General features: G+C 39.6%; 23 protein-coding genes. 8 read left to right on the top strand and 15 right to left on the bottom strand.

The features are described from left to right. Positions 1-40: 40 nt before the first annotated feature. The 8 genes from fliJ to H5158_RS05845 form a co-directional block, all read right to left on the bottom strand. Entirely contained in the window at positions 41-487 is a 447-nt protein-coding gene (fliJ, locus tag H5158_RS05880; RefSeq protein ID WP_149981493.1) for a flagellar export protein FliJ, read from the bottom strand. Next, the gene (gene fliI, locus H5158_RS05875) at positions 487-1,821 is read right to left on the bottom strand and encodes a flagellar protein export ATPase FliI (RefSeq protein WP_149981495.1); all 1,335 of its coding nucleotides are present in this window, start codon (positions 1,819-1,821) and stop codon (positions 487-489) included. Before fliI ends, fliJ begins: the two co-directional genes overlap by 1 nt. Before the next feature lie 18 nt (positions 1,822-1,839). Beyond that, positions 1,840-2,658, bottom strand: a complete 819-nt coding sequence (gene fliH / locus H5158_RS05870; protein ID WP_182739664.1) for a flagellar assembly protein FliH — start codon at positions 2,656-2,658, stop codon at positions 1,840-1,842. A 3-nt stretch (positions 2,659-2,661) separates the two neighbouring features. Beyond that, positions 2,662-3,702, bottom strand: a complete 1,041-nt coding sequence (gene fliG, locus H5158_RS05865; protein ID WP_145239407.1) for a flagellar motor switch protein FliG — start codon at positions 3,700-3,702, stop codon at positions 2,662-2,664. Then, positions 3,695-5,410 carry a flagellar basal-body MS-ring/collar protein FliF gene (gene fliF / locus H5158_RS05860; RefSeq protein ID WP_182718183.1) on the bottom strand — a complete coding sequence of 572 codons (1,716 nt, stop codon included), beginning with the start codon at positions 5,408-5,410 and terminating at the stop codon, positions 3,695-3,697. The genes fliG and fliF overlap by 8 nt, the downstream gene beginning before the upstream one ends. A 20-nt stretch (positions 5,411-5,430) precedes the next feature. Further along, entirely contained in the window at positions 5,431-5,763 is a 333-nt protein-coding gene (gene fliE / locus H5158_RS05855) for a flagellar hook-basal body complex protein FliE (protein ID WP_145239413.1), read from the bottom strand. Between the two features lie 178 nt (positions 5,764-5,941). Then, the gene (locus H5158_RS05850) at positions 5,942-7,420 is read right to left on the bottom strand and encodes a sigma-54 dependent transcriptional regulator (protein WP_182718184.1); all 1,479 of its coding nucleotides are present in this window, start codon (positions 7,418-7,420) and stop codon (positions 5,942-5,944) included. Next, on the bottom strand, positions 7,417-8,529 hold the full coding sequence (locus H5158_RS05845; RefSeq protein ID WP_182739663.1) for a PAS domain-containing sensor histidine kinase: 1,113 nt from the start codon (positions 8,527-8,529) through the stop codon (positions 7,417-7,419). The genes H5158_RS05850 and H5158_RS05845 overlap by 4 nt, the downstream gene beginning before the upstream one ends. Positions 8,530-8,669: 140 nt before the next feature. Here H5158_RS05845 and H5158_RS05840 point away from each other — a divergent pair, with 140 nt between their 5' ends. Next, positions 8,670-9,257: a DNA-3-methyladenine glycosylase I gene (locus tag H5158_RS05840; protein ID WP_145239421.1), complete on the top strand. Its 588-nt coding sequence runs from the start codon at positions 8,670-8,672 to the stop codon at positions 9,255-9,257. A 397-nt stretch (positions 9,258-9,654) separates the two neighbouring features. Here the strand turns inward: H5158_RS05840 and H5158_RS05835 are convergent, their stop codons facing one another. Then, entirely contained in the window at positions 9,655-11,091 is a 1,437-nt protein-coding gene (locus H5158_RS05835) for a sigma-54 dependent transcriptional regulator (RefSeq protein ID WP_149981502.1), read from the bottom strand. 163 nt (positions 11,092-11,254) lie between these two features. After that, positions 11,255-12,040 (bottom strand): flagellin, encoded by a 786-nt coding sequence (locus tag H5158_RS05830; protein WP_149981504.1) that lies wholly within the window; start codon positions 12,038-12,040, stop codon positions 11,255-11,257. Between the two features lie 210 nt (positions 12,041-12,250). Between H5158_RS05830 and pseB the strand changes: the two genes are divergently transcribed. From pseB to H5158_RS05815, 3 genes are read left to right on the top strand one after another with little or no spacing between them, the layout of a single operon-like run. Continuing rightward, positions 12,251-13,252, top strand: coding sequence for a UDP-N-acetylglucosamine 4,6-dehydratase (inverting) (gene pseB / locus H5158_RS05825; protein ID WP_149981506.1), 1,002 nt, complete (start codon positions 12,251-12,253; stop codon positions 13,250-13,252). Beyond that, positions 13,249-14,403, top strand: coding sequence for a UDP-4-amino-4,6-dideoxy-N-acetyl-beta-L-altrosamine transaminase (gene pseC / locus H5158_RS05820; protein ID WP_182718186.1), 1,155 nt, complete (start codon positions 13,249-13,251; stop codon positions 14,401-14,403). Before pseB ends, pseC begins: the two co-directional genes overlap by 4 nt. Before the next feature lie 38 nt (positions 14,404-14,441). After that, positions 14,442-15,596, top strand: a complete 1,155-nt coding sequence (locus H5158_RS05815) for a Gfo/Idh/MocA family oxidoreductase (RefSeq protein ID WP_310736696.1) — start codon at positions 14,442-14,444, stop codon at positions 15,594-15,596. 5 nt (positions 15,597-15,601) lie between these two features. Here H5158_RS05815 and H5158_RS05810 read toward each other — a convergent pair whose 3' ends face one another. The 5 genes from H5158_RS05810 to pseI are packed head-to-tail and all read right to left on the bottom strand — an operon-like array spanning position 15,602 to position 21,080. Then, positions 15,602-17,128 carry a class I adenylate-forming enzyme family protein gene (locus tag H5158_RS05810; RefSeq protein WP_182718188.1) on the bottom strand — a complete coding sequence of 509 codons (1,527 nt, stop codon included), beginning with the start codon at positions 17,126-17,128 and terminating at the stop codon, positions 15,602-15,604. Then, complete coding sequence (locus H5158_RS05805; protein WP_182718189.1) at positions 17,118-18,701, bottom strand: hypothetical protein; 1,584 nt, start codon at positions 18,699-18,701, stop codon at positions 17,118-17,120. The genes H5158_RS05810 and H5158_RS05805 overlap by 11 nt, the downstream gene beginning before the upstream one ends. A gap of 2 nt (positions 18,702-18,703) precedes the next feature. Beyond that, positions 18,704-18,946 (bottom strand): acyl carrier protein, encoded by a 243-nt coding sequence (locus tag H5158_RS05800; protein WP_076923517.1) that lies wholly within the window; start codon positions 18,944-18,946, stop codon positions 18,704-18,706. Next, complete coding sequence (locus tag H5158_RS05795) at positions 18,946-20,034, bottom strand: FkbM family methyltransferase (RefSeq protein ID WP_182718190.1); 1,089 nt, start codon at positions 20,032-20,034, stop codon at positions 18,946-18,948. The genes H5158_RS05800 and H5158_RS05795 overlap by 1 nt, the downstream gene beginning before the upstream one ends. After that, entirely contained in the window at positions 20,031-21,080 is a 1,050-nt protein-coding gene (gene pseI, locus H5158_RS05790) for a pseudaminic acid synthase (RefSeq protein WP_182718191.1), read from the bottom strand. The genes H5158_RS05795 and pseI overlap by 4 nt, the downstream gene beginning before the upstream one ends. A 186-nt stretch (positions 21,081-21,266) precedes the next feature. Between pseI and H5158_RS05785 the strand changes: the two genes are divergently transcribed. The 4 genes from H5158_RS05785 (at position 21,267) to H5158_RS05770 (ending at position 24,887) form a co-directional block, all read left to right on the top strand. After that, positions 21,267-21,992 carry a cytidylyltransferase domain-containing protein gene (locus H5158_RS05785; RefSeq protein ID WP_076923520.1) on the top strand — a complete coding sequence of 242 codons (726 nt, stop codon included), beginning with the start codon at positions 21,267-21,269 and terminating at the stop codon, positions 21,990-21,992. A 68-nt stretch (positions 21,993-22,060) separates the two neighbouring features. Then, positions 22,061-23,008, top strand: a complete 948-nt coding sequence (locus H5158_RS05780; protein WP_182718192.1) for an NAD(P)-dependent oxidoreductase — start codon at positions 22,061-22,063, stop codon at positions 23,006-23,008. Then, complete coding sequence (locus tag H5158_RS05775) at positions 23,005-23,613, top strand: SIS domain-containing protein (protein WP_182718193.1); 609 nt, start codon at positions 23,005-23,007, stop codon at positions 23,611-23,613. The genes H5158_RS05780 and H5158_RS05775 overlap by 4 nt, the downstream gene beginning before the upstream one ends. After that, positions 23,613-24,887, top strand: a complete 1,275-nt coding sequence (locus H5158_RS05770) for a hypothetical protein (RefSeq protein ID WP_182739662.1) — start codon at positions 23,613-23,615, stop codon at positions 24,885-24,887. The genes H5158_RS05775 and H5158_RS05770 overlap by 1 nt, the downstream gene beginning before the upstream one ends. Positions 24,888-24,889: the final 2 nt, after the last annotated feature.

The raw sequence follows: 24,889 nt of genomic DNA, 5'->3' as shown, positions 1-24,889 counted from the left end.
CTGATTTGAATTAATAAATAACCCTATTTTGGGCAATAGGCTATAAAACGCGACGTCTTTGGTAAAATTGATTTGCGGAAAATTCATCAAGCATTTTTTGTTCATTTTTTTGTGCGATCACATTCGCTTTAAGTTGCTGTTTTTCTATTAACTTAGCAACCGCTTTAGCCTTAATCTGCTGTTTCAGCCATAAACTTTGGCGTTGTGAGACAACTTGTTTAGCAGTACTGACTGTATTCGCTTGTTGACGAATGGCTTCTTCGATTTTGGCAATGAAAGCATGATATTGACTAAACCCGGCACTACTTAAACCGGACTTTCCTTTTACATGTAATTGCTGAGTATATTCTAAGCGGAAGTTATTCAAGCCTTGCAATTTTTGTTGATTGCCTTGCAAGTTTTGCTGCGCTTGTAAATAATTTATCCGTAAAGCTTCTTCTTTATCATTTTCTATTTTCAGCAATAAACTGAGCTTATTTGTTGCCATTATGCTTGTCCTAATAATTGCGCAAGCCCTTGTAGGCCATCGTCATAGCTGATCACATCCTTCATGCCTTGTTGTAAAAATGCATTCACTCTTGGCATCATATTAATGGCCTGATCAAGCATTTGGTCGGTGCCTTTTTGATAAGCACCTAAAGTAATCATATCTTTATTTTGCTGGAACATTGAATACACTTGTTTTAACACTCGCGCTTGTTGCATATGTGCTTCTGAGACAACTTGTGGCATCACCCGTGAAATCGATTTTTCTATATCAATAGCAGGATAATGACCACTGTCAGCGAGCTCTCTGGATAACACGATATGACCGTCTAAAATGGCTCGCGCCGCATCAGCAATCGGATCTTGCATATCATCCCCTTCACTCAGTACAGTAAAAAACGCTGTGATAGAGCCTTGCCCTTCGCCGCCATTACCAGCACGTTCCACCAGCGCGGGTAGCTTTGCAAATACTGAAGGCGGATAACCTTTAGTCGCCGGTGGTTCACCAACCGCAAGCGCTATTTCGCGCTGCGCCATGGCATAACGCGTTACAGAATCCAGTAGCAATAAAACATTTAAACCTTGATCGCGAAAGTACTCCGCGATAGTTACCGCACTTTCACAACCTTTTAATCGCATTAATGGCGATGCATCGGCGGGCGCGGCAACTACGACAGAACGTTTACGCCCTTCCACACCGAGTATTTCTTCGATAAATTCTTTTACTTCGCGGCCACGCTCCCCCACTAAACCAACAACTATTACATCAGCTTCTGAGCCTCGGGTCATCATACCCAGTAATACCGACTTACCCACCCCGGAGCCTGCAAATAGCCCCATGCGCTGGCCTTGGCCAACAGTTATCACTGAATTAATAGCGCGTACGCCAACATCCATCGGCTGCGTAATTGGTCGTCGAGATAATGGGTTAATGGAATTTTGTGCAAATTTTAAGTAATGCTCTGCTTTAATAGCTCCAAGCCCATCCAACGGACGCCCTAAGCCATCAACAACACGACCAAGTAAACACATACCAACAGGCAGTCCGGTATCATTTACTTGTGGGATCACTCGAGCACCAGGTAGTACACCAGAAATATGGTCATTTGGCATCAAGTAAAGCGTCTGGTCATTAAAACCAACAATTTCAGCATCAACAAAACCATTCATGGTTTCAATTTTACATTGGCTGCCAACTGGCGCGCGTAATCCTTTCGCCTCTAATGTTAACCCTACAACACGGGTTAAAATTCCCGCAACAGCAGGCGTTGGACTATGAATATGTTTTTGATACTGTTGTAAGCGTTCACTTAATGGGCGTGGTTGAGAACTCATTGCAAACCAAAAATGGAGTTAGATACCACTACTATGCAAAAAACTATCCAACGTTTCTTTGACGCGGGTTTTTATAGTCATATCAATAGATGACTGAGGTGTTTTTACTTGGCAACCGCCGCGATCTAAAGTCGGCTCTGCAACTAACTGCCAATGGTTTTCAGCTAGTGCAGCTTCGCCATAACTATTTTTAACCAGTTCAATGTCTTCAGGGTGTAAATGAATACGCACACTTTGCTGCTCATTGGCTAACGCATCGATACACTGCTTTAAACTTTGCAAAATAATTTCAGGGGAGGTTTTAATTTCTTGATAAACTAACGCTTCGGTTAGCATTACAGTTAACTGTACAAGTTGCTTTTCGGCGTCATCATCGACTTTAGCTAATGGCGCTGACAAACTATCCAACAATGCTTTTAGACTCGTTAGCTGTTCTTCAATCAGTGGTTTTACTTCTTCTTGACCTTGTGTTTTACCAAGCTCAATGCCTTCTTTATAACCGGCTTCTTTTCCCTCACCTACGCCTTTTTCAAAACCATCAATATAACCCTGCTCGTGGCCTTGTTTTAAGCCTTCTTCGTAGGCATCTTGACGAATTCGTTCCAGCTCAGCCATCGTTAACGAAGGCAGCTCAGGCTCTTCGGGCTCTAGTGCTTGTTCACTTTCTTCAAGCTCTTTACGATATAAATCGGCCAGCGGTGTACCAAACGCCGTTGAACGACCATCGAATTTTCGAGTGTCTTGCGTAACATCTGGAATTGGCCAGTTTTCTAATAATTCATCAACTGCTTCACTGGCACGTAAAGGACGACCTTGATATTGAGTAGGTTTGCTCATGGTTTACAAGAACTCCTCACCACCACCACCACCAAGCATAATTTCACCTGAATCAGCGAGACGACGTGCCGTAGATAAGATCTCTTTTTGCGCGGCTTCAACTTCGCTGATCCGCACAGGTGCCATTGCTTCTAAATCATCAGCAAGCATCTCTGCAGCCCGTTTTGACATATTGCCGAGGATTTTCTCTTTCAATGCATCATCAGTACCTTTGATGGCTTTCATCAGTACATCTTGTTGGACTTCTCGCAAGATAGCTTGAATACCACGATCATCAACATCCATTAAGTTTTCAAATACGAACATTAAATCTTGGATTTGTTGCGACATCTCTTCGTCATGCTCACGGATAGAATCCATCAACTGACCTTCAATATTGGTATCGAGGTAGTTCATAATATCAGCCGCCGCTTTCAAACCGCCCATTTTCGCAGCTTGCGCACCAGCTTGTCCGGCAAATTGTTTTTCCATGATCTCGTTCAATTCTTGTAAAGCCGCAGGTTGTACTTCTTCAAGGTTGGCGATGCGCATGGTTAAATCTAAGCGCACTTTTTCAGGAAACTGCGCTAAAATTTCGGCCGATTGCTCAGGCTCCAAATAAGATAAAACAATCGTTTGAATTTGCGGATGCTCATTGCGAATAATATTGGCAACTTGCTTTGAGTCCATCCATTTCAATGAATCAAGGCCTTTGGCACCGGATCCCATAACAATTTGATCTATCAGGCTTGCCGCTTTATCTTCACCAAGTGCCGCAGTAAGCGCTTTTTTAATAAAATCTTCTGATTGAAAACCAATCGTACTAAAGCTTTGTATTTGTTCTATAAATAAATTGTGCACGGCACTGATTTTGGCTTGCGATAGATCATCTATCGCCGCCATTGCCATACCCACTTTTTGCACCTGTTTAGGTTCAAGGTGCTTTAATATTTGCGCTGCATCTTCTTCGGATAAGCTTAGCAATAAAATTGCGGCTTTATCTACACCGTCTAATTTATCAACATCAAACGCTGCTGGCAGTTGTTTTTGTTCTTGATCAGTCATCTTCAGTTAACCACGCTTTCACAACTTGTGAGGAGAGTTCTGGCTCATTTGCTACTAAGGCACGAACAGCTTTTAATAAGTCTTCATCGCCATGTAGGTCTGGTAACTGTAGTGTACCATCACTTGAGAAGCCAACCGAAGCAGAATCAAAATCTTTATTTAGCATATCTAGGGTGTTATCACCAATATCTACACCAGAACTAAGCGCATCATCATCATACTCTTCAAGGGTATCATCTGGGTAAATCAAGCGTTTCAACATAGGTTTAACCACCGCCATGATTAGCACTATAATAACCAATGCGCCAAGCACTAAACGCACAACTTTCATAAACCAGTTTTGTTCCCACAGTGGCACTTCAATAGCTAAGTCCATCGGTTCACGTACAAACGGTACTGTCACTACTTCTAATGCATCACCACGCTGTAAGTCAAAACCCACACCACCTTGCAGTAAGCGACGAATATTTGACAGTGCTTCAACTGAGCGAGGCTCCATAGTCGTTTCACCATTTTCACCCACTTTTGCCACATAATCGACTGCCACAGACACACTAATTCGACGAATAACACCACTTTGCTGACGTGTATGGGAAATAGTAGTATCAAGTTCATAGTTACGTGTCGCCTCTTTATGAGTGCGACTGGGTGATGAACCAGAGCCTGCACCACCTTGACCGGCAACTTCAGGAATATTCGAATCCACTGGGGGCTGATTTGTCAGCGCGCCAGGAATACCGATAGCTAACCCGCCGATGTTGTTTTCTTCAAAAGTGGTTTCGCTGCGTACCGCTGGTAAATCAGGGTTGTAGCGTTTTTGAGTTTCTTCAATCGCGCTAAAGTCCATACTTAAATCGACTTGTGCAGTGTAGTTACCCATGCCAATAACTGGCATTAAGATACCATCTATTTTATCTAGATATTCTTGTTCACGTTTACGTTCAATATCGTATTCTTTACGTGAGCGAGCAGCTAACGCACTTTGCGATCCTGAATTAAGTAATCGGCCATTTTGGTCTGTTACAGTTACTCGTGACGGCTCTAAACCTTGCACTGCTGAACCAATAATATCAACAATGGCGTCCACTTCTTCACTACCGAGCATACGACCACGTTTTAAAGTTAATACAACTGTTGCGGATGGTTTTTTCTCACGACGAGCAAAAACATTTTCTTTCGGGATTGCCAATAATACTTTAGCACGCGTGACATTTTGTAGTTCCTCGATCGTGCGCGCAAGTTGTTGTTCACGACCGTGCTTTAAACGTTCACGCTCTAAACGCTGACTAACACCAAAACCCATATCTTGCATGATAATATCAGTACCCGAGTTCGGCGCTTGCTCAATACCTTCGCGGGTCATTAACAATTTAATATTTTGATATTCATTTTCAGGAACAGAAACCACATTGCCATCAAGTTGATAGTCAATTTTTTGTGCATCTAAAAAATCGAGCGTTTGAATTAGCTCTTCCGTTGGCATTTTTCCAAGTGGACGCATATCTGGTTGACGTGCCCAAATAATCACAAAAATAGCGATCGCTAAACAAATCGCTAATGCAATAATTAAAGTGACCTGACGTAATACATCAACGCCGTTTAATGCACTTAAATAGCCTGACTTTTGTTCTTGTTGATCGTCATTATCAGTTTGGTCGATACCGCCGCCGGCCAAAGCAAGATCTGTTGATTGATTAGATTGCGCCACAATAATTCTCCACTACCTAGTTAAACAGGCATGTTCATGATTTCTTTATAGGCTTCTACAAGTTTGTTACGAACTTGTACAGTGGCTTCAAAGGCAACCGATGATTTTTGTGATGCGATCATCGCATCCGCTAATGACACATTTCGGTCGCCCATTTCAACCGCTACGACTTTTTGTTTTGCATCAGCTTGAAGGCCATTCACGGTATTGAGTGCATCACTTAACAAATCGCCAAATTGGGCGCTCGAAGTAGGCTGCGCCTGCGTCGGTAATTTGTTTACTTGATTACTACGACCAGCTTCGAGAGCCATAGATTGCATTTCTTGAAATAATGCGCTGTTTTGAATTTTCATAATTGTCTCTGACGATGCAGTTTACTAATAACTTAATAAAGCACAAAGCATGCCAACTAATAAATTAATTAATATCAATAGCTTGAGATGTGTTTTTGTTGTCAGAGTTTTGACAAGTTTACGCCCAGCAAGGCTGAGCGTAAATTAAATAGTGAAGGAAAACAAAAATTATAGAGGCTTAAGCAGGTAAGGTGATCCCCAAATCACGCATTTGTGCCAATTTATAACGTAATGTTCGTGGGCTGATCCCTAATGTTTCAGCTACATCTTTACGCTTGCCTTGACAACGATTTAGGGTCTCTAAAATAATTCTATGCTCTTTATCTTTAAGTTCATCTTTGTAACTTCCCGAATCCAAGCTTGGTAATTCTTCACGCAGCTGATTGCGTTCTGCTGTCGCTTTTATTGCTGGCGCTTGCAGATCATAATAAGCATCATTAGTTGGTGAACTTGTAACCGCCGAAGTAGTGTTTTCTGGTGCTGAATTAACCGGCACTAAACTTGCTGATAAAGCCGCAGTTAGAGGAGTCTGGGTTAAATTTTCAATAAAAATAGCACTTTCGTCAATCATATCACCGTGGCGTAATATCAACGCACGCTGGATCACATTATCCAGTTCACGCACATTACCTGGCCAAGTATGAGCTAATAATTTTTTCTCTGCCGGTTCGCTAAGTACAGCGATAGGCTCTTTGCTTTTATTGAGATGACGTTCAATTAAATGCTTTGCCAACACGACAATATCGCCTGGACGTTGACAAAGTGGACGCCACATCAACGGAAATACATTTAACCGATAATATAAATCTTCTCTAAACTGGTGCTTAGCCACAGCCTCTTTTAAATCACGGTTACTGGTAGCCAAAATACGCACATCTAGCTTAATAGTTTTGCGACCACCTAAACGTTCAACTTCGCGTTCTTGTAATACACGTAGTAACTTAGCCTGTAGGCCTAAATCCATCTCAGTGATTTCATCAAGTAAAATTGTGCCACCTTGTGCTTGCTCAAATTTACCCGGACAAGCTTGAATCGCACCAGTAAACGCGCCTTTCTCGTAGCCAAATAATGTAGCTTCGAGCATATTTTCAGGGATCGCAGCACAGTTTATTGCGACGAATGGCTGCTCTGCGCGATCTGATTTATCATGGATAAAGCGTGCGAGTACTTCTTTACCTGAGCCACTAGGACCAAGCACCATCACACTGGCATCCGATTTAGCAACCCGACTTGCAAGTTCTAATAGCTGAATGCTACTCGGATCAGCGACAATCGGCCCGTCAGTTTCTTTTTCCGGCTCAGGTAGATAGCGGCTTACCATATTAAGTAGCACTTCGGGCGCAAACGGTTTGGCCATATAGTCAATTGCCCCTAACCGCATAGCCTCAACAGCATCATCAATAGTCGCATACGCTGTCATCATTAAAACCGGTAGATCAGGGTAATTAAGATTAATGCTGCGCAGTAAATCAAGACCACTCATCGCGCCCATTTGCACATCGCTCACGACCAGCGAAAAGCTGTCTTTTTTAAGTAGCACCATAGCTTGCTCAGCACTGTCAGCCGCAACGCAATCTATTCCAGACATTTCAAGCGTATCAATCAAGGCTTCACGAAGCCCTGCATCATCTTCAACCACTAAAATCGTGTTGTTCATATTGCCTCCGCCGATGTTGACTTTGTACAAATAGGTAACAGTAAACTAAAGCAGGCTCCGCCTTGAGCATTGTTCGTTACTGCAACTCGTCCTTGGTGTGCATTTGCGACTGAACTAACTACCGCTAAGCCTAAACCTGTGCCTTGGCTTCGGGTAGTAAAAAATGGTTCAAATAATTTATCAAGTAAGCTTAAATCGACCCCAGGGCCATTATCACTTACAGTAATACACACTAGCTCGGGGTCACTCGCATCCCGCTGCGCACTTAATTGAACGAGTGCATTACTGCCAATGACTTGAATACTATTGTGAATAAGGTTTTGAATGGCACTGGCAAGCGCAGTTTTATTGCCCATTATCTCGATATCAGGCTCAGGTAAACTGACCTGAAGTTCACTATTATTAAGTGCGACCATAGCATCAGCGCCAGTTTTCACTTCAGTTAATAATTGCTGCATGGAAACATGTTCAACAACTTGCTGATCGCCACTTTTTGCGAACAACAACATATCGTTTACTTGGGTTTCGAGATCTTTTAAACGCGACATTAACTTAGTATGAAAATTGCCTCGCGAGCTTTCGGGTAACCGCTTTGAACCTAAATTAGCGGCATACAAAATCGCAGCAGACAGTGGTGTTCGCACTTGATGTGCCAAAGATGCCACCATTTTACCCAATGCACTTAAACGCTGCATATGTGCAACGCGTGTTTGTAGACGACGCGTTTCGGTTAAGTCAGTCATTAAGATTAATTGCCCTGGCTCTGGCGCTAATGCCGTTATTTCTAACTTAATTAAGCGTCCATCTTTTAGCGATACTTCATGGCCATCATCTTGTTGGGGCCGAAACGAGCGCTGGATCACACTGAACCACTTTTCACCTTCGAGTGGCTCCCCTAGCATGTCTGTTGCAATTTGATTAGCTTTAGCGATCAAACCGCGACCATCAAGCACCACAACACCCGCAGGCATTGTATCTACTAAATGACTTAACCAACTGGCTTGCTGGCGTAATTCACTTAACTCACCAATGTACTCTTCTTGCAGTAAACATGGGTTATACTGGGTCGCTGTGATAAATTGTGGTTTTAAGACATTAGCTAAGGCCATAATGCATTCTCGTTTACAGGATCTAACTAGCTAAATGCACAAATTGTACCAACAATTATATTGATTAATTTCATTTGCTTAGCGTATAAATAACGCGACAAAAAAATGACAAACTAAAATAAGCAAAGCAAGGAGACACTATGAATTCAACAAATTTATGTCGCTGCCCTTGGCTCGATACCAGTAAAGATGACTATGTTGCCTATCACGATGATGAATGGGGGATCCCAGTATATGATGACCAAACACTTTTTGAATTTATTACTCTGGAATCAGCACAAGCAGGATTAAGTTGGTATACGATTTTAAAGAAACGTGATGGCTATCGTCGTGCATTTTTGGATTTTGATGTAGAAAAAGTCGCACAAATGAACGAGCACGATGTTGAACGATTAATGCTTGATGAAACAATTATACGTAATCGTTTAAAAATTGTAGCAACTATAAATAACGCCAAACGTTTTATTGAAATTCAGCAAGAATTTGGCAGCTTCAGTAACTATCAATGGCAGTTTGTAGGTGGTAAGCCGTTAGTGAATGAGTTAGATAAACTTAGTGACTACCCTGCAATCACAGAGGCCTCAACTGCATTTGCAAAAGATTTAAAAAAACGGGGATTTAAGTTTTTAGGTCCAACCACAGTGTACGCCCATATGCAGGCCTGTGGTATGGTGAATGATCACAGTAATGATTGTTTTCGTAAAGCTGAGATTATTGAAAAATACTAGGTGAAAGGTGCTAGGTGCTAGAAAATCTTCTCTTTGCGCAATTAATCTTGTAGGCGCGGGTTTATCCCGCGCAATTAAAATGTATTCACAAAGAGGTTAAGAGTGCGCTGCGCTTATGAGGTAAAAAAAAGTATCAGATTTTAGGGTATTCGAAGCTCATTGCTCGAAGCCCGTGGCATTTTTTCTTCTCATTTACCCTCATTGTTTTCTCTTTGTGCAAAAAGTTTTTAGTGATTTATTCACTACAGCCCCCCCCGAATTAAAGATGGTGAGCGCGTCAGCAAGCTTAACGCCTATGGGTAATGACGAAGCCCATTCTAAAGGTGTAATTACCATCGTACTTGGTTAATTTCTGCCTAAAACCTGCTACCTGACACCTAAAACCTGCTCTTAGCTGTTAATCTCGTGATAGGTTATATTTTTTCATTTTTTCAACTAAGGTTGTGCGGCGTACACCCAAGATCTCCGCAGCACGCGCTACGACATAATCATAACGCTCTAAGGCCTGAGTGATCAGGCTAATTTCCAGCTCAGCTAAATAATCTTTTAGCTCAATCCCTTCGTCGGGTAAAAGGTCTGCTGATGGCTGAATTGCTTCAACTTCTGGCTCATCGTCGTAATCACTAAAACCAGTACTGAAAATATCATTGAAAGCATCACGCTCCATAAGCTCTTCGGGATATTGTGGTTCATAAGCATCAACTTCAATATAACGATATTTTGCTGGTAGATCGGGAATATCAACCACTTTATCTGGCAACATGATCACCATACGCTCAACTAAGTTCGCTAACTCGCGAATATTCCCCGGCCATGTGTGCTCTTTTAAACTATCAATTGCCCGCTCAGTAAACTTAGCGGTAGTACCACTTTGCTCATTAATACGGCGCATTAACTCTTTTAATAATAATGGAATATCATCAGCACGTTCTGCAAGAGATGGGTTTTCGATAGGAAAAACATTGAGTCGATAGTATAAATCTTCGCGGAAACTTCCTTGCTCTATCATTTGTTCAAGATCACGATGCGTAGCAGCAATCACCCGTACATCGGCTTGAATTGGTTTTGTACCACCAACCCGCTCATAGCTGCGCTCTTGTAACACTCGCAATAACTTTACTTGCATTTGCAGCGGCATATCGCCAATTTCATCTAAAAACAGCGTCCCCCCTTGAGCAAGTTCAAAGCGGCCCTTGCGCGCTGAAATAGCACCGGTGAACGCGCCTTTTTCATGACCAAACAACTCACTTTCTAACAGCTCCGCAGGTATAGCCCCACAGTTAACGGGTACAAATGGCCCTGTATTACGTTTTGATAGTAAATGAACATTACGAGCAACCACTTCTTTACCAGTACCTGATTCGCCTAAAATTAATACGTTGGCGTCCGTTTTAGCAACTTGTTCAATTAAAAAGCGTACATCTTTAACCGCTTCAGTTTCACCAACTAAGCCATCAAAGGTTTTGTGCGGTTTTGCGTGTTTATGCTCATTTGGCAACATCCGTTGATACTGTTGGCAATCATGCAGTAATTGAGTCGTTACATCATGGTTAAAAGGTTCACAGATAAGGCCAACTACATTGGCAATGCTCAACAGTGGTTTAAGGGTTTCACCAATTAATAGAAATGGTATTGTTGGATGGCGCTTGATCACGCTTTCATGATCTAAGCTTTGCAATGCACCGAGGATCACCATACATGATTGCTTTTGGTATTTTTCACATTCTTGTTCAAGGCTTGCATCGTCAAGCAGTTGCACTGCCTCACCAATAAAGGTAAGCGCAGCATGTAAACCAATCGCACGATTATTATTATTGTCTAAAATCAAGATCATTATTTAGCGAACCACAGTTACTACAAGCTATTAATAATTTAAATTGTAAGCGAGTTTGACAGGGATGCAAGCACAAAGCGGCAGTTTTTTGACATAGATGCCAAAAAACAGACACTAAGCTAATTGCAAGTAATACTTAAGAATTACTGTTTTATCATAGCCGTTATAATAACCCTAAAATAGATTCAGCCGATTGGTTAGCTTGGCCACGCAGTGCTATTGACGCTTGAGCTAAAATATCATTTGATACCTGCTGTGAAACCGCCTGAGCATAATCGGTATCTTGAATTCGACTTTGGCTCGCGGCAATATTTTCTTGCTGAGTACCCAGGCCTTTAATAGTGCTAGCCAATGTATTTTGAAAAGCACCAAGTTCAGCACGCTGGGCGTTAATTTCGTCCGCCGCTTGGTCACTAATATCAATTGCAGCTTGTGCACCTGCTTGAGTAGAAATATCAATTGTTGATATTACTGATGCAAAACTACCATCCGAAGGAGTAACCGTTTGATTTGCATTCGCATCTGGACCAACTTGAAACGACACCGACTGACCATCAAACAAAGGTTTACCTGCAAAATTGGCATTTTCAAACGTCTCTGTAATCTGACTTTGTAATTGCACCACTTCTTCTTGCAAAGCAGCACGGTCATTATCATTTAATGCGCCATTACCTGCTTGAATAGATAATTCACGAATACGCGAGACAGCATCGTTGACACCCGACAAGTTTGACTCGGTCGCTTGCGAATAAGAAATACCATCATAGGCATTATTCACCGCTTGGCTGTAACCGTCTTGCTGGGAGGTTAACCGATCTATAATTTGCAATGCCGCGGCATCATCTGCCGCAGAGTTGACTTTTTTACCCGTAGCAAGTTGCTCTGCAAGCTTGTTACTGGTTTGCTGTGTTTGGTTTAAAAAACTAGTTGCTGGTGATTGAATTTTCATAACAGGCTCCGACACGCTGATTGGTTAAATTATAGCTTAATTTGCCAAATTTTGCACTTTGTACCATTGTTTAATTAAATTAACTTGGCATCGTGCTTGCTAACCTACTCTGTTAATAGGTAAAGTACTGAGCAGTGTATTAAATTTCACTTTTTGCGTATTTAATTTTTTACTATAACTACGCCAATGATAAATAACTTGGGTAAAACTATGTTCGATAACAAAACAATTTTAATTACCGGTGGTACCGGATCATTCGGTAAAAAATACGTAAAAACGTTACTTGAGCGATACAAGCCAAAAAAAATAATTATTTTCTCTCGTGATGAGTTAAAACAATTTGAAATGCAGCAAGACTTTGATCAACCATGTATGCGTTACTTTATCGGTGATGTACGCGACAAAGACCGCTTACGCCGTGCAATGCGTGGAGTAAATTACGTTATTCATGCTGCAGCTCTTAAACAGGTCCCTGCCGCAGAATATAACCCGATGGAATGCATCAAAACTAACATTAATGGTGCTGAAAATGTCATTGATGCTGCCTTAGACAATAATGTTGAAAAAGTCATTGCGCTTTCTACTGATAAAGCAGCCAATCCAATTAATTTATATGGTGCGACAAAATTAGCATCCGATAAATTGTTTGTTGCCGCTAATAATATTGCCGGTGGTAATCGCACCACATTTTCAGTTGTTCGCTACGGTAATGTAGTCTGCTCGCGCGGTTCAGTAGTGCCTATTTTCCAAAAGTTTATTGATCAAGGCCGCGACCATATCCCTATCACCCATGAAGAAATGACCCGCTTTTGGATCAGCCTTCAGCAAGGTGTTGATTTCGTTTTAACTAACTTTGAGAGGATGTTAGGGGGAGAAATTTTTGTTCCCAAGATCCCATCAATTCGTATTACTGATTTAGCAACAGCAATGGCACCAAACCTGCCACAAAAAAATATCGGTATTCGCCCGGGCGAAAAATTACATGAGGTGATGTGCCCTTCTGATTTGTGTTTTGATACCTACGAATTTGATGATCATTTTGTGATTGCACCTGGCATTAAATTTAGTAGTCGCAGCAATAATTTTGATACAAATGCATTAAATGAGTGCGGTAGGAAAGTTGAGATCGGATTTGAATATAGTTCTTTAAGTAACCCCCACTTCTTAACGATAGAAGAAATAGCAGCTTTTAATATTCAGGCACTTTTATGATCCCATATGGAAAGCAATCTATTGACCAAGCAGATATTGATGCGGTACTCAATGTCTTACAATCTGACTGGCTCACGCAAGGTCCTAAAGTACCCGCATTTGAAGCTGGCATTGCTAGTTACTGTAAAGTAAAGCATGGCATTGCAGTAAATAGTGCAACATCGGCGTTACATATCGCATGCCTAGCATTAGGCGTTGGAGAAAACGATATAGTCTGGACATCTCCTATTTCTTTTGTAGCATCAAGTAATTGCGCACTTTATTGTGGTGCTAAGATTGACTTTGTTGATATTGACTTAGATACCGGCAACATGTCGATTAAGGAACTTGAGCAGAAGCTGATCCTAGCAGAAAAAAATAACTGCTTACCTAAAGTTGTAATACCGGTACACTTGGCGGGTCAATCATGTAATATGCAAGCCATTCATCAGCTCGCTACTAAATATGATTTTAAAATTATCGAAGATGCCTCTCACGCCATTGGTGCTAAATATTTAGATAAGCCTGTTGGTAATTGTGAGTTTTCAGATATTTGCGTATTCAGCTTTCATCCTGTGAAAATCATCACGTCAGCTGAAGGCGGTATGGCGGTTACAAATGATGATAATTTAGCAAAGCGTTTAAAAAGATTAAGAAGCCATGGGATCACATCAGATGAAAGTGAAATGACCGATGCAAGCCATGGGCCTTGGTACTATCAGCAAATCGAGCTTGGCTTTAATTATCGAATGACTGATTTACACGCAGCGTTAGGGCTTAGCCAACTAAGTAAAGTTGACGAATTTATTAAGCAGCGACATCACCTTGCTAAAATATATGATACACATCTTAATTTAAATTTGGTTCGTCCATTGCAACAAATTGATACCTGTTATTCCGCTTATCACTTGTACATAATTCAACTTAATAATAGCGATGCAACTCGTCATAAAAACGCTGTAACTCAGCTTCGAGCAGTAGGGATCATTGGCCACGTTCATTATATTCCAATACATTTACAGCCATACTATCAAGCTCTAGGCTTTAAGGCTGGTGATTTCCCTAATGCTGAAAAATATTATCAAGGTGCTATCACCCTTCCTCTTCATCCATCGTTGAAAGAGCAAGAAGTGCATTTTATACTGAACACTCTACAGCAAATCTTAAATTAAAGTTTTCAACCTTTTTGACGATATAAACATATTATTTAATGAACCTTGAGGCAACTATGTTACAAACTCACCCGACTTTCAAACTTGCTTTTATTGGCGGGGGTAACACGTCAGCTGTTGGCTATGTACACTTTTGCGCAGCTCACATGGATCATAAATTTCAAGTTGTTGCCGGTGCCTTTTGTCGTAATCAAGAAAATAATCAAGCTACAGGTATTCATTGGGGGATCCCAGCAGAATGTGTTTACGCAGATTGGAAAGAAATGGTCGAAGCTGAAAAGGGTCACATTGATGCTTTTGTAGTGCTCACTCCAACACCGCATCATTTAGAAGTTTTACAGTATTTATTCGAAAAAAAATTACCCGTAATCTGTGAAAAAGCGATGGTTTGTGGACCACGAGAAATTGCAATTCTTCGCCCTTATTATGATCCAAAGAAACAATTTTTAGCTGTTACTTTTAACTACAGTGGCTATGCAATGGTACGTGAGTTAAAGCATTTAATAAATTCAGGAAAGCTGGGAACAATTCAAAAAATTCATTTAGAAATGCCGCAAGAAGGCTTTCGCCGCCCCCCCGATATCGCGGGAAAAACATCACAACCGCAGGCGTGGCGTCTGCGAGATGCTGAAGTACCAACCATTTGCTTAGATTTAGGTGTTCACCTTCATCACCTAAGTAGCTTTTTATTGGGTGAGGAACCAACTCACACATTAGCCGAATTTAGTAACCACTCTCAATATGCTAATTTAGTCGATGACGTACAAATGCTAGTAAAGTATGCCAGTGGCGTCAAAGGCAGCATGTGGATGTCAAAAACGGCTATTGGTCATCGTAACGGTTTACAGATCAGAGTGTATGGAGATACCGGAAGTGCTAAATGGTTACAGCTCAACCCCGATGAGTTAGAACTAAATTTTAATGATGGTAGGCGAGAGATATTAGACCGAGCGGGTCAGTGCGACTACGCCCACCAATTTAGATATAACCGCATGAAACCAGGCCATCCCACTGGTTTTGTAGAAGCATTTGCAAACTTATACAGCGACATCGCTGAAGATTTACAATGTTTTCAACTAGGGCAAAAAAATAACCAACCATACGTATTTGGTTTAGAACACGCCGCAGATGGCTTAAAGTTATTTGCTGCTGCCAAACGTTCGACACAAACACTTGGCTGGGAAAGCGTGTAATACGCTTAATTACAACTCTCTAGATATGCCTGCTTGATACTCGGTTTATGGATTTTACCCATTTCGGTTTTTGGCAGTCTTTTCATCTCAAACAAAATTCGCGGTTGCTGATAGTCAGTAAGTTCTTTGAATAAATGCATTTGCAACTGCATTTTTGCATTCACTGGCGCAGTATCATTACAAACAAAAGATAATAAAATGACTTCTCCAAATTTATCATCACTTACTCCAAAAGCCGCACACTCAGCAATCCAAGGTAAGTAATTAGTTACCAACTCAATATCGCTCGGGTAAACATTGATCCCGCCCGATTTAATAACTTCTTTTGTTCGACCAACATAATAAAGATAATTATCATCATCCAAATAACCAAGGTCACCAGTAAAAAAATAACCATCACTGTCGTAACTCTGCGCAGTTTGCTCTGGTAAGTTATAATATTGTGCAAACGCAGTTGGTGAGCGACAAGCTATTTCACCGATATTACCATTAGACAAAGTATTACGTTCAGCATCACATATTTTTATTTTCAGATTTGGTAAAGGCTTACCTACACTATTGATCGGTACATTCGGCTCGGTTATATCAAAATCACTGATCACCCCCATTTCTGATGCCCCATAACATTCATGAAAACGGCAATTCAAGGCTAATAACAGTGACTTTTTGTCGTCGCTTTCAAGCGTTGCAGAAGATGATACAACACACTTCAAGCTTGTTAACTGCGCTTTTGCTAACTCTGGGATCAAGGCCTTTAGTTGACTTGAAACAGCAAATAAAAAACTAATTTTATGAGTATTGATTGCATCAAGCCAAGCATTAACTGAAAACTTGGGTAAAATAACTACACTTGCGCCCAACATTAGTGGCATCAGTAAAGAGCGCTGTGCAAGTGAATGATATAAAGGTGTTGAAACCAACACAACATCGCTTTTATCTAATTGGTAATACTGAGCCGTCGCATCAAATGCGCGAACAATTTTAGTCGCTTGAGTAAATACTATTGGCTTAGGTTGACCAGTAGAACCTGAAGTCATGGTAAGAATATAAGGTAAATTGATATTTTCTACTGGAAACTCATCATATTGCGCCGTGGATGCAGACATTACATTGACCAAATCAATCAAGTTATCACTATTGCCACCTATCGTAATTATATTGTCGGTAGCTAAAACATCATTATTAACAAGTTGTTCAGCCACACTTATCCATGCTATAGCATACTCGCAATCAGCTACTTGTAACGCTTTTGATAAAGCCTGTCCTTTAAGAGTTAGTGGTAATGGCGCAAGCGCAATACCCAGTTTAGCCGCAGCTAATAAACAATATGTAAACTCGAGGTTATTTGGACAAAATAACGCAACTTTATGTCCTTGCTTAATTCCTAACTGAGTCAGGCCAGCAGCTAAAGAATCAACCTTATTTATTAGTTGTTGGTAGTTAATTTGGGTCTGTTGATATATACACGCAATTTTCTCAGGTTGAGTAACCGTATGTGATTGAACAAGCTGGTATATATTTTTATTGTGCATTTGGGTCCCACATTACAAAATTAAACTGCTCATCGGCCAAAGGAAATAACTGTTGCGTTACTTTATATTCTTTTGAATGTATTGGTATTGCCACAAATCCCATATAGCTATTTAGCAAATTTACAAATTTGTTGTCTTTGTGGATCACCGCAAGCCAAATAGCATTGGGATGACTCGCTTTACAAAACTCAAGTTGCCATTGTAAGGCGATCATAGCTATGGGCAAGGAAAGATCTTGATTACAAGAAAACCAGCCGCCATATAAATACTTATCTTTATATAAATTATGCCAGATATACAAACTTTGAGATTGCCTACTGCCTTCTCGCTCTGTAATCACAAAGTTAAAACGTGATTGATTAAACCACCATAAATAATGTTCCAATGGCTTAATAGCATTCTGCACAGTCATTCTCACGCTATTGCTAGGTAAGTTTCTAGCCGATAAATAACTATTTATATGGGTATCATCAACTTGGCAAACAACCAAATTATCTGTTAATTCAGTCTTTACTTCGCAGTGCTGCTCAGCAATAGCAAAACAATTTGTTGATATCTTCTCACCGACAAGAGCTTTAGCTATTCGCCGTGCCCCCTCGCCATCAACCGATACTTTTCTTTTGGCTACCAGCAATTGTAATCTTGGTAATTGACTAAGAGCGATATCAATTAACTCTCCTAATCGCAAAAAATCATCAATAGAAACATCATTAATATGGAGGTAGTGACCTAACCACTCCAAGATATCAATATCATTAGTCTGGTTATCCTCAAGAGAAAAAGTAATCGCTGGTGTTTTAGTCGCAGCACATTCATAAAAAGAGGTGCCTAATGCACCCACAAAAAGTGAGGCTCTTTCATAATACTCTTTCAGGCAAGTTACATTCTCTAAAATATTAATATTTGGAAACTCTTGCCCAATAGCATACATAGTATCTTTATTCGTTGCATAGGGACCTACCACTATATCAAAAAGAACATTTGCTTGAATGGCTCTTGGTAATCCATCAAAGATTCTTTTTAGAATAAAAAGATCACCACCGCCACCTAATGAAAATAAAACTCGAACGGGAAGATCTGACTCCGAAGAGTGCTTTTCAACGGTACGATATGTGGGATCTAAAATACAATAATTCGGGCCTAAAAGACGAACGCAATCAGTCGGTACTAGCGATTCATAACGGCTCTTTGTATTCGGTCCTACCCATTTATAATCAATCAAAAAATCGCAAGTATGTTGTCGCTCGTTATCATCAATAACGGTTAAGGTAAAACCGGATTTCTTTATCAACTGCTCGTATTCATGCGGTAAAGTATAACTATCAACTATTAAATGCGATAAACTATTCTGATGCATATAATTAATTGTTAAAAGTGCGTCCTCTTCATAATTTTGCCAATGAACATCAGCCACTTTAAAATCTGCATACAGCGTTTGGCTAAACTGACATAAATCATCAAGAATTATGTGGACACCTAATTGATGCTGTTTTAATGCAGAAGCCAAATGTTTCATTCGCATTAAATGACCAATGCCATTGTCTTGCTTATTAGTGATACGAATTGCAAACATAATTATTGCTTTGCCATAACCATATCAACAAATCCACTCACATAATTCGTCTTTGGATCAAGCAATTCCTGAGGTTCAATTTTTATACCGAAAGTCAATTCAATCTGCATTACTAATGTCAGAATCTCAAATGAATCCAAAGCTATATCATCCTTGAATGAAAGCTCTAAAATATTATCAATATCAACAGCGCAACCTCTGTCTGTAAAAAACTGATATAAAAAGTTAATAAGTTGATTTTTCATTAATGAGAACCTTTTGGAATACAATACAAAACGGTGCTTAACCCTAAATGTTCATGTACTCGTAAATACATATCGTAATTAGGCTGCAATTGATCGATAAATTGAGGGAGTTCCCATAAATCTTTCGGTTTATGGTAAACACAAATAGCTAGCACAGGCTGTTGGGTTTGAATTAAACTTTTGGCACCTTCAAGAGCAGCTAATTCGGCCCCCTCTATGTCCATTTTTATATAGTTTATATCCATAGCTTGACAAGTTGAGTCTAAATCAACAACAGATACTGAAGAATCATTTATAACTTCACTTTGTATAATATTGCTGGAGCTTGTTTGCCCTTGATTAAAATTAAGTAAATCAACACATTTCCAAACCCCCGAAGGGAATGCTTGAAAAGAAATTTCAGGATTATTTTTCTTTAGCCTGTTTTGTGTATTTGTAAGTGTTTGATAATTATTTGTATCGGGTTCAAATGAGGAAATATGCTCAAGTGTTATAATATTTTTTTTATGAAGTTCTACAAACGCCTCTACTGTATCCCCAGTATAAGCACCACAATCGATAAAACGAATTGGTGATTGAAAATTGAAAGGTATATCATCTGGGAAGTACTCAATTTTTCTATCCGGTTCAGGGTAGTCATCAATAGAAAGGGATGCCCTAAAAGCACACAATTTATCTAATATATTTTTACTTTTATCATCCCCCAAACGCGCTCGTAACCACTTAATACTTGGTAAATTCAACATATCATGATGACTTGTGCGCATCCATAAATGCTCTAGCTGTGCATATTCCTTAAACACTTCTGGGAACTCTCGTGCAGCCTCAAAAAAGCCAAGAACATTATTATAACCGAGCTCTTGTAGGCGCTCTTTGATTTGCCCTCTATTAGAGTTAACTAACGGCGTTACAGCAACAATGACTGTCATATTACGATCAGCTGTATGCTCATCAAAAATAGGTAAATTATACTTCATCTGGCTAACTAAACGTTGATCGATCCACCCATTAACTTGTAGCTTTTGCTTTACTAAAATTCTATAAAAACATTCTCCAAAATGACCCGCTCCGTAAATTAGATAGTTCATTTAATCGCTCCAACGTGATGCCAAGTCAAAGGCATACCTTTTTTAATCGCTTTCGTTGCGAGTCTGCCCGTTATAAATCCTAAATCCTTTGGCATCAGCTCACCTACACCAGGCCTTAGATTGACCACATTCTCTTTGTTCAAAACTTCACCAGCAGCAATATCCCTCACTGCAAATAGGCAACGCCTTGCTTTACTGGGCTCACTAGGGAAATGTACACTGCCAATAGCCAACTCAACTTGCCTAACTCCTTGAACTAAATCTTCAAGTTCATCTGGTGTCATGGAAAAAAAGCTATCAGCCGTTTCATCTTCTTTACTCATCACAAAATGCTTTTCTATAATTGTCGCCCCCATAGCTACAGAGGCGACAGGTATATGGTTACCTAATGTGTGATCCGATAAGCCTATTGGTACTTTAAAAACATCTGCTAAATGAGGGATTGTTTTTAAATTAATGCTTTGCGGGGGAGCTGGGTAGCTACTTGTACATTTCAATATAGCTAAATCTGTTACTCCTGCTTGGTGAGCAACTTTCACAGCTTCGTCAATCTCAGCAAGCGTTGCTCCACCTGTTGACATAATCACCGGCTTTCCAGTCGCAGCAACTTTTCGAATGAGGTCATGATCGATCAACTCTGGCGAAGCTATTTTATATGCAGGTGAATCAAAAGATTCCAATAAATCGACTGCAGAATCATCAAATGGTGAAGAAAAAATAGTGATACCGATTTCATTCGCCAGCTGAATTAAAGGGGCGTGAAAATCCCATGGCATATATGCCCCTTCGTATAAATCATATAAATATTGTCCTTGCCATGGACCTGTTGCTTCAAAATGCGGTAATTTACAATCCATTGTTAAAGTATCTGCGCGGTAAGTTTGTAACTTTATCGCATCAGCTCCGGCCTCTTTTGCGGCTCTAACTAACGCTTTCGCCTGCTCTAAATTTTGACCATGGTTTGCTGACATTTCGGCAATAATATACACAGGATGACCTGGCCCAATTTTTCTACCATCGATGGTAATTTCAGAATTAAACGCCATTTGCGCCCCTTAAATTGCACTGTCAAAAAATCATTAAATCAAAGCAAATTTCATACCTAATTATCTACAATAGCTTACAATTTGATAAACTATATTGATCCAAAAGGATTTTAACTTTTAAGTTATGTGCAAGAGTGTAATGATTTGCTATATTTATCTCAATAATAATTACGATTACCAGTGACCATGTCTGATGTATTAATAATAATTCAAGCACGTATGACATCAACCAGATTGCCTGCCAAAGTGATGTTGCCGCTGTGTGGCAAACCAGTGTTACAAATTATGCTTGAACGCTTACCAAACTGGCACGATCAAATCATTGTCGCAACAACTAATGATGGCACTGAGCAGCCTATCTTGGATTTATGCACACAGCTGAATATTAAAACCTACCAAGGGGATACACAAGACGTACTAAGCCGCTATTATCTGGCTGCTAAACATTATAATGCTCAATCATCTACAACCATAGTTAGGCTAACGAGTGATTGTCCACTGATTGATGAAGAGCTATGTAACAAAGTGATTAATGAAAGAGTGACTCAAACCTATGACATGGTTAATTTAGGTCCTCATAGTGGTTACCCTAGAGGACTTGACTGCTGCGCATTTTCATTTGATTTACTAGAGAATACCCATCTAAAAGCAACATCACCGGACGATCGTGAGCATGTTACGTTAGGCATGGCAAAATTTAATACTATAACGACTCACACATTCAGTGCGTATGAAGATTATAGCCACTTTCGCCTAACACTTGATGAACCAGACGATTACAAAGCAATTACCGCTGTTTATGAGCATTTTTTGAATAAAGTAGATTTTTCCTATAATGATTTAATAAAAACATTAAAGGAAAACCCTCACATCACCGATATAAATAAACATGTAGAGCAAAAATCTACTTAAGTTAGGCATAATAATTGTATGTCATTGAACATTATATTTATGACTACCAAAGAATTAGAGAATATTAAATGAATCCAAAAACAATATTAGTTACCGGTGCAACTGGCTATAAAGGAACTGTACTGGTTCCAAAACTACTGGCTTTAGGCCATCGCGTAATCGCGTTTGACATCCAATGGTTTGGTAATTTTTTGCCCTCTCATGACAACCTCTCAGTCATTAAAGGTGACGTACGCGACACTGATACGATTAACTTAGACGGTGTGGATTCTATTATTCATCTTGCTTCTATCGCAAACGATCCCTGTGGTGATTTAAACCCTAAATTAACATGGGAAGTGAGTGCGTTAGCAACTATGCGCTTAGCCGATAAAGCAAAGCGCTGTGGAATAAAACAGTTTATTTATGCGTCATCGGGTAGCGTATACGGCGTTAAAGATGAAGAGCAAGTAACTGAGGACTTAACGCTTGAGCCTATTTCTGAATACAACAAAACGAAAATGGTTGCAGAGCGTGTACTTCTTAGTTATGCCGACGACATGGCGGTACAAATTGTACGCCCAGCAACTGTATGCGGTTTATCTAAACGAATGCGCTTAGATGTTTCTGTCAATATGCTGACAATGCAAGCTCTAAAAAATGGAAAAATCACAGTGTTTGGCGGCGATCAAGTCAGACCAAATATTCATATTGACGATATTACTGATCTCTATATTTATATGCTGGATAATCCAGAGAAAGTCTCTGGTGTCTTTAATGCAGGGTTTGAAAATATCTCAATTATGGATATAGCAAAAATGGTACAGGCTAAAATAGCATGTGAGATTGAGGTTACTCCTTCAAATGACCCTCGTTGTTACCGTATTAATTCAGATAAGTTACTATCTAGCGGTTTTACACCCAATAAAAATGTCGACACAGCCATTACCGAAATTATTACAGCTTACAAACAAGACTTACTTAAAGATGAAGACCATTTTTACAACCTTAAATGGATGCAAAGAGAAGTTTTATGACTAACAACCAATCTGCAACCACTATAGCCAAGGATTCAGTGAAAAAACTGACAACAAACTATGTGAACACCCTAACGGATGTATTAAAACAGTTAGATAGTGAACAAGTTAAGAGTCTTGTTGATACCTTACTTACTATGAAGGCAAATAACGGCACTTTATATTTATGTGGCAATGGCGGCTCAGCAGCAAATGCAATCCACCTTGCAAATGACTTTACATTTGGTATTAGCCCAGAAGGTAATGCATTAAAAGTTGAAGCATTACCAGCAAACAGCTCTGTTTTAACTTGCCTAGGCAATGACATTGGTTATGAAAATATTTTTGCACATCAGCTAAAAGTTAAAGCAAACAGCAATGATATTTTACTTGTTTTATCTGGTAGCGGTAACTCTGAAAATATAATTAGAGCGACTCAACAAGCACTCGACATTGGCATGAAAACAGTGGGCATTTTAGGATTTTCTGGCGGTAAAGTTAAGCCGATGCTTGACCAAGTTTTCCATTTCGAAGTCCAAGATATGCAGATATCAGAAGATACTCAAGTTATTGTCGGGCATATCTTAATGAAAGCTCTATACAATGCATTACGTGAGGCTAATTAATGACCACCATTGTCTACGGAATTACAGCCTCAACAGAAATGTTTATCCGATCAGAATATAATACTGACAATAATATTTTTGCTTGTACAAATGGTGGCGAATCATACAAAGGCACGCCTGCAAAATCATTAGAAGAATTATCAAAACTAGAAAAAAAACAAACGCTCCAAGTAGTAATTTGTTCTGAATTTGTCTTTGATATCTTACAATCTTTAAATAAAATTGGTATTACCACTAATCAATGTTCTTTTTTTAACCACATGAGCGGTAAGCTCATTCCTTGTATACAAATGCAATTTGCTATTGATACTAAATCAACGTTATATGCTTTTTATGATCTCTCTTATAATTTGCCCTGCTTTGATGTAACTACTTTTATCGTTTTAGCTGAAATAGAACGAAAAAAACAAAATAAAAAAAATATTCAATTTGTAATTATCCCTAGCCATAGTGACGATACTCCAGGATTAAATGTATATCACGATAACGTTGATGCTAAATGGCGTATCGAAAAGGTTATTAAACCCATGTTTAATTGTCTTGCCTCATGCATAGGTATTGATCAGCCGATTTCGCAAAGTAGCCTTGTATACTATAAAAGCTTGAACCCTAGCATATATCCAAATAACTACTTTCAAAACCCTAGACAAGCAGCTGGAGATTTTAAATTATTAAAATCTTATGCCGAGCAAAATATTAAATTAAGTAACTTAGCACCTCCACAACAAGCTTATACTATTGTTAATGACTTCATAAGACATAACGTGGGCAAAAAAAAGCTAATAACAATTACATTGAGAGAATATTGGGCAAATTCCGAGCACAGAAATAGCAATACAACGGCATGGCTTGATTTTGCATTATCACTAGACCTCAATGAATACTTTCCGCTAATTATTAGAGATACTTATAAAGTAAGTGAGCCCCTTGAAGAAAAATATCAATCGCTTACAACGTATCCCCTTGCAGCTGTAGATTTAAGTATCAGGCTCGCCTTATACCATGAAGCGTATATAAATATGGGTGTTGACAGTGGTCCTCTTTATCCGATTAGCTATCTTGAAGGGGCTCGCTCAATCATTTTTAGATGGTGTTCGAATGATATTCCAAATCTATCAGACAGAACAAATAACATGCACGGCTTTGAAGTTGGAAAAAATCATTACTTTAATGATAATGAATTTCAAATAAATGCATGGATGGATGATTCATTTGAAAATATTCAAACTCAATTTTCTCTTCTTGAGAATAAAATAAATAAGGCGGCAATCTAAAC

It is taken from the genome of Pseudoalteromonas sp. SR45-6 (assembly GCF_014163545.1).
Classification (GTDB): domain Bacteria; phylum Pseudomonadota; class Gammaproteobacteria; order Enterobacterales; family Alteromonadaceae; genus Pseudoalteromonas; species Pseudoalteromonas rhizosphaerae.
This window is presented reverse-complemented; position numbering and strand designations above follow the sequence as displayed.

Bases quoted from the DNA above. Each gene is read 5' to 3' on its own strand.
- fliJ (WP_149981493.1), bottom strand. From the start codon at position 487: ATGGCAACAAATAAGCTCAGTTTATTGCTGAAAATAGAAAATGATAAA.
- fliI (WP_149981495.1), bottom strand. From the start codon at position 1,821: ATGAGTTCTCAACCACGCCCATTAAGTGAACGCTTACAACAGTATCAA.
- fliH (WP_182739664.1), bottom strand. From the start codon at position 2,658: ATGAGCAAACCTACTCAATATCAAGGTCGTCCTTTACGTGCCAGTGAA.
- fliG (WP_145239407.1), bottom strand. From the start codon at position 3,702: ATGACTGATCAAGAACAAAAACAACTGCCAGCAGCGTTTGATGTTGAT.
- fliE (WP_145239413.1), bottom strand. From the start codon at position 5,763: ATGAAAATTCAAAACAGCGCATTATTTCAAGAAATGCAATCTATGGCT.
- H5158_RS05850 (WP_182718184.1), bottom strand. From the start codon at position 7,420: ATGAACAACACGATTTTAGTGGTTGAAGATGATGCAGGGCTTCGTGAA.
- H5158_RS05845 (WP_182739663.1), bottom strand. From the start codon at position 8,529: ATGGCCTTAGCTAATGTCTTAAAACCACAATTTATCACAGCGACCCAG.
- H5158_RS05840 (WP_145239421.1), top strand. From the start codon at position 8,670: ATGAATTCAACAAATTTATGTCGCTGCCCTTGGCTCGATACCAGTAAA.
- H5158_RS05835 (WP_149981502.1), bottom strand. From the start codon at position 11,091: ATGATCTTGATTTTAGACAATAATAATAATCGTGCGATTGGTTTACAT.
- H5158_RS05830 (WP_149981504.1), bottom strand. From the start codon at position 12,040: ATGAAAATTCAATCACCAGCAACTAGTTTTTTAAACCAAACACAGCAA.
- pseB (WP_149981506.1), top strand. From the start codon at position 12,251: ATGTTCGATAACAAAACAATTTTAATTACCGGTGGTACCGGATCATTC.
- pseC (WP_182718186.1), top strand. From the start codon at position 13,249: ATGATCCCATATGGAAAGCAATCTATTGACCAAGCAGATATTGATGCG.
- H5158_RS05815 (WP_310736696.1), top strand. From the start codon at position 14,442: ATGAACCTTGAGGCAACTATGTTACAAACTCACCCGACTTTCAAACTT.
- H5158_RS05810 (WP_182718188.1), bottom strand. From the start codon at position 17,128: ATGCACAATAAAAATATATACCAGCTTGTTCAATCACATACGGTTACT.
- H5158_RS05805 (WP_182718189.1), bottom strand. From the start codon at position 18,701: ATGTTTGCAATTCGTATCACTAATAAGCAAGACAATGGCATTGGTCAT.
- H5158_RS05800 (WP_076923517.1), bottom strand. From the start codon at position 18,946: ATGAAAAATCAACTTATTAACTTTTTATATCAGTTTTTTACAGACAGA.
- H5158_RS05795 (WP_182718190.1), bottom strand. From the start codon at position 20,034: ATGAACTATCTAATTTACGGAGCGGGTCATTTTGGAGAATGTTTTTAT.
- pseI (WP_182718191.1), bottom strand. From the start codon at position 21,080: ATGGCGTTTAATTCTGAAATTACCATCGATGGTAGAAAAATTGGGCCA.
- H5158_RS05785 (WP_076923520.1), top strand. From the start codon at position 21,267: ATGTCTGATGTATTAATAATAATTCAAGCACGTATGACATCAACCAGA.
- H5158_RS05780 (WP_182718192.1), top strand. From the start codon at position 22,061: ATGAATCCAAAAACAATATTAGTTACCGGTGCAACTGGCTATAAAGGA.
- H5158_RS05775 (WP_182718193.1), top strand. From the start codon at position 23,005: ATGACTAACAACCAATCTGCAACCACTATAGCCAAGGATTCAGTGAAA.
- H5158_RS05770 (WP_182739662.1), top strand. From the start codon at position 23,613: ATGACCACCATTGTCTACGGAATTACAGCCTCAACAGAAATGTTTATC.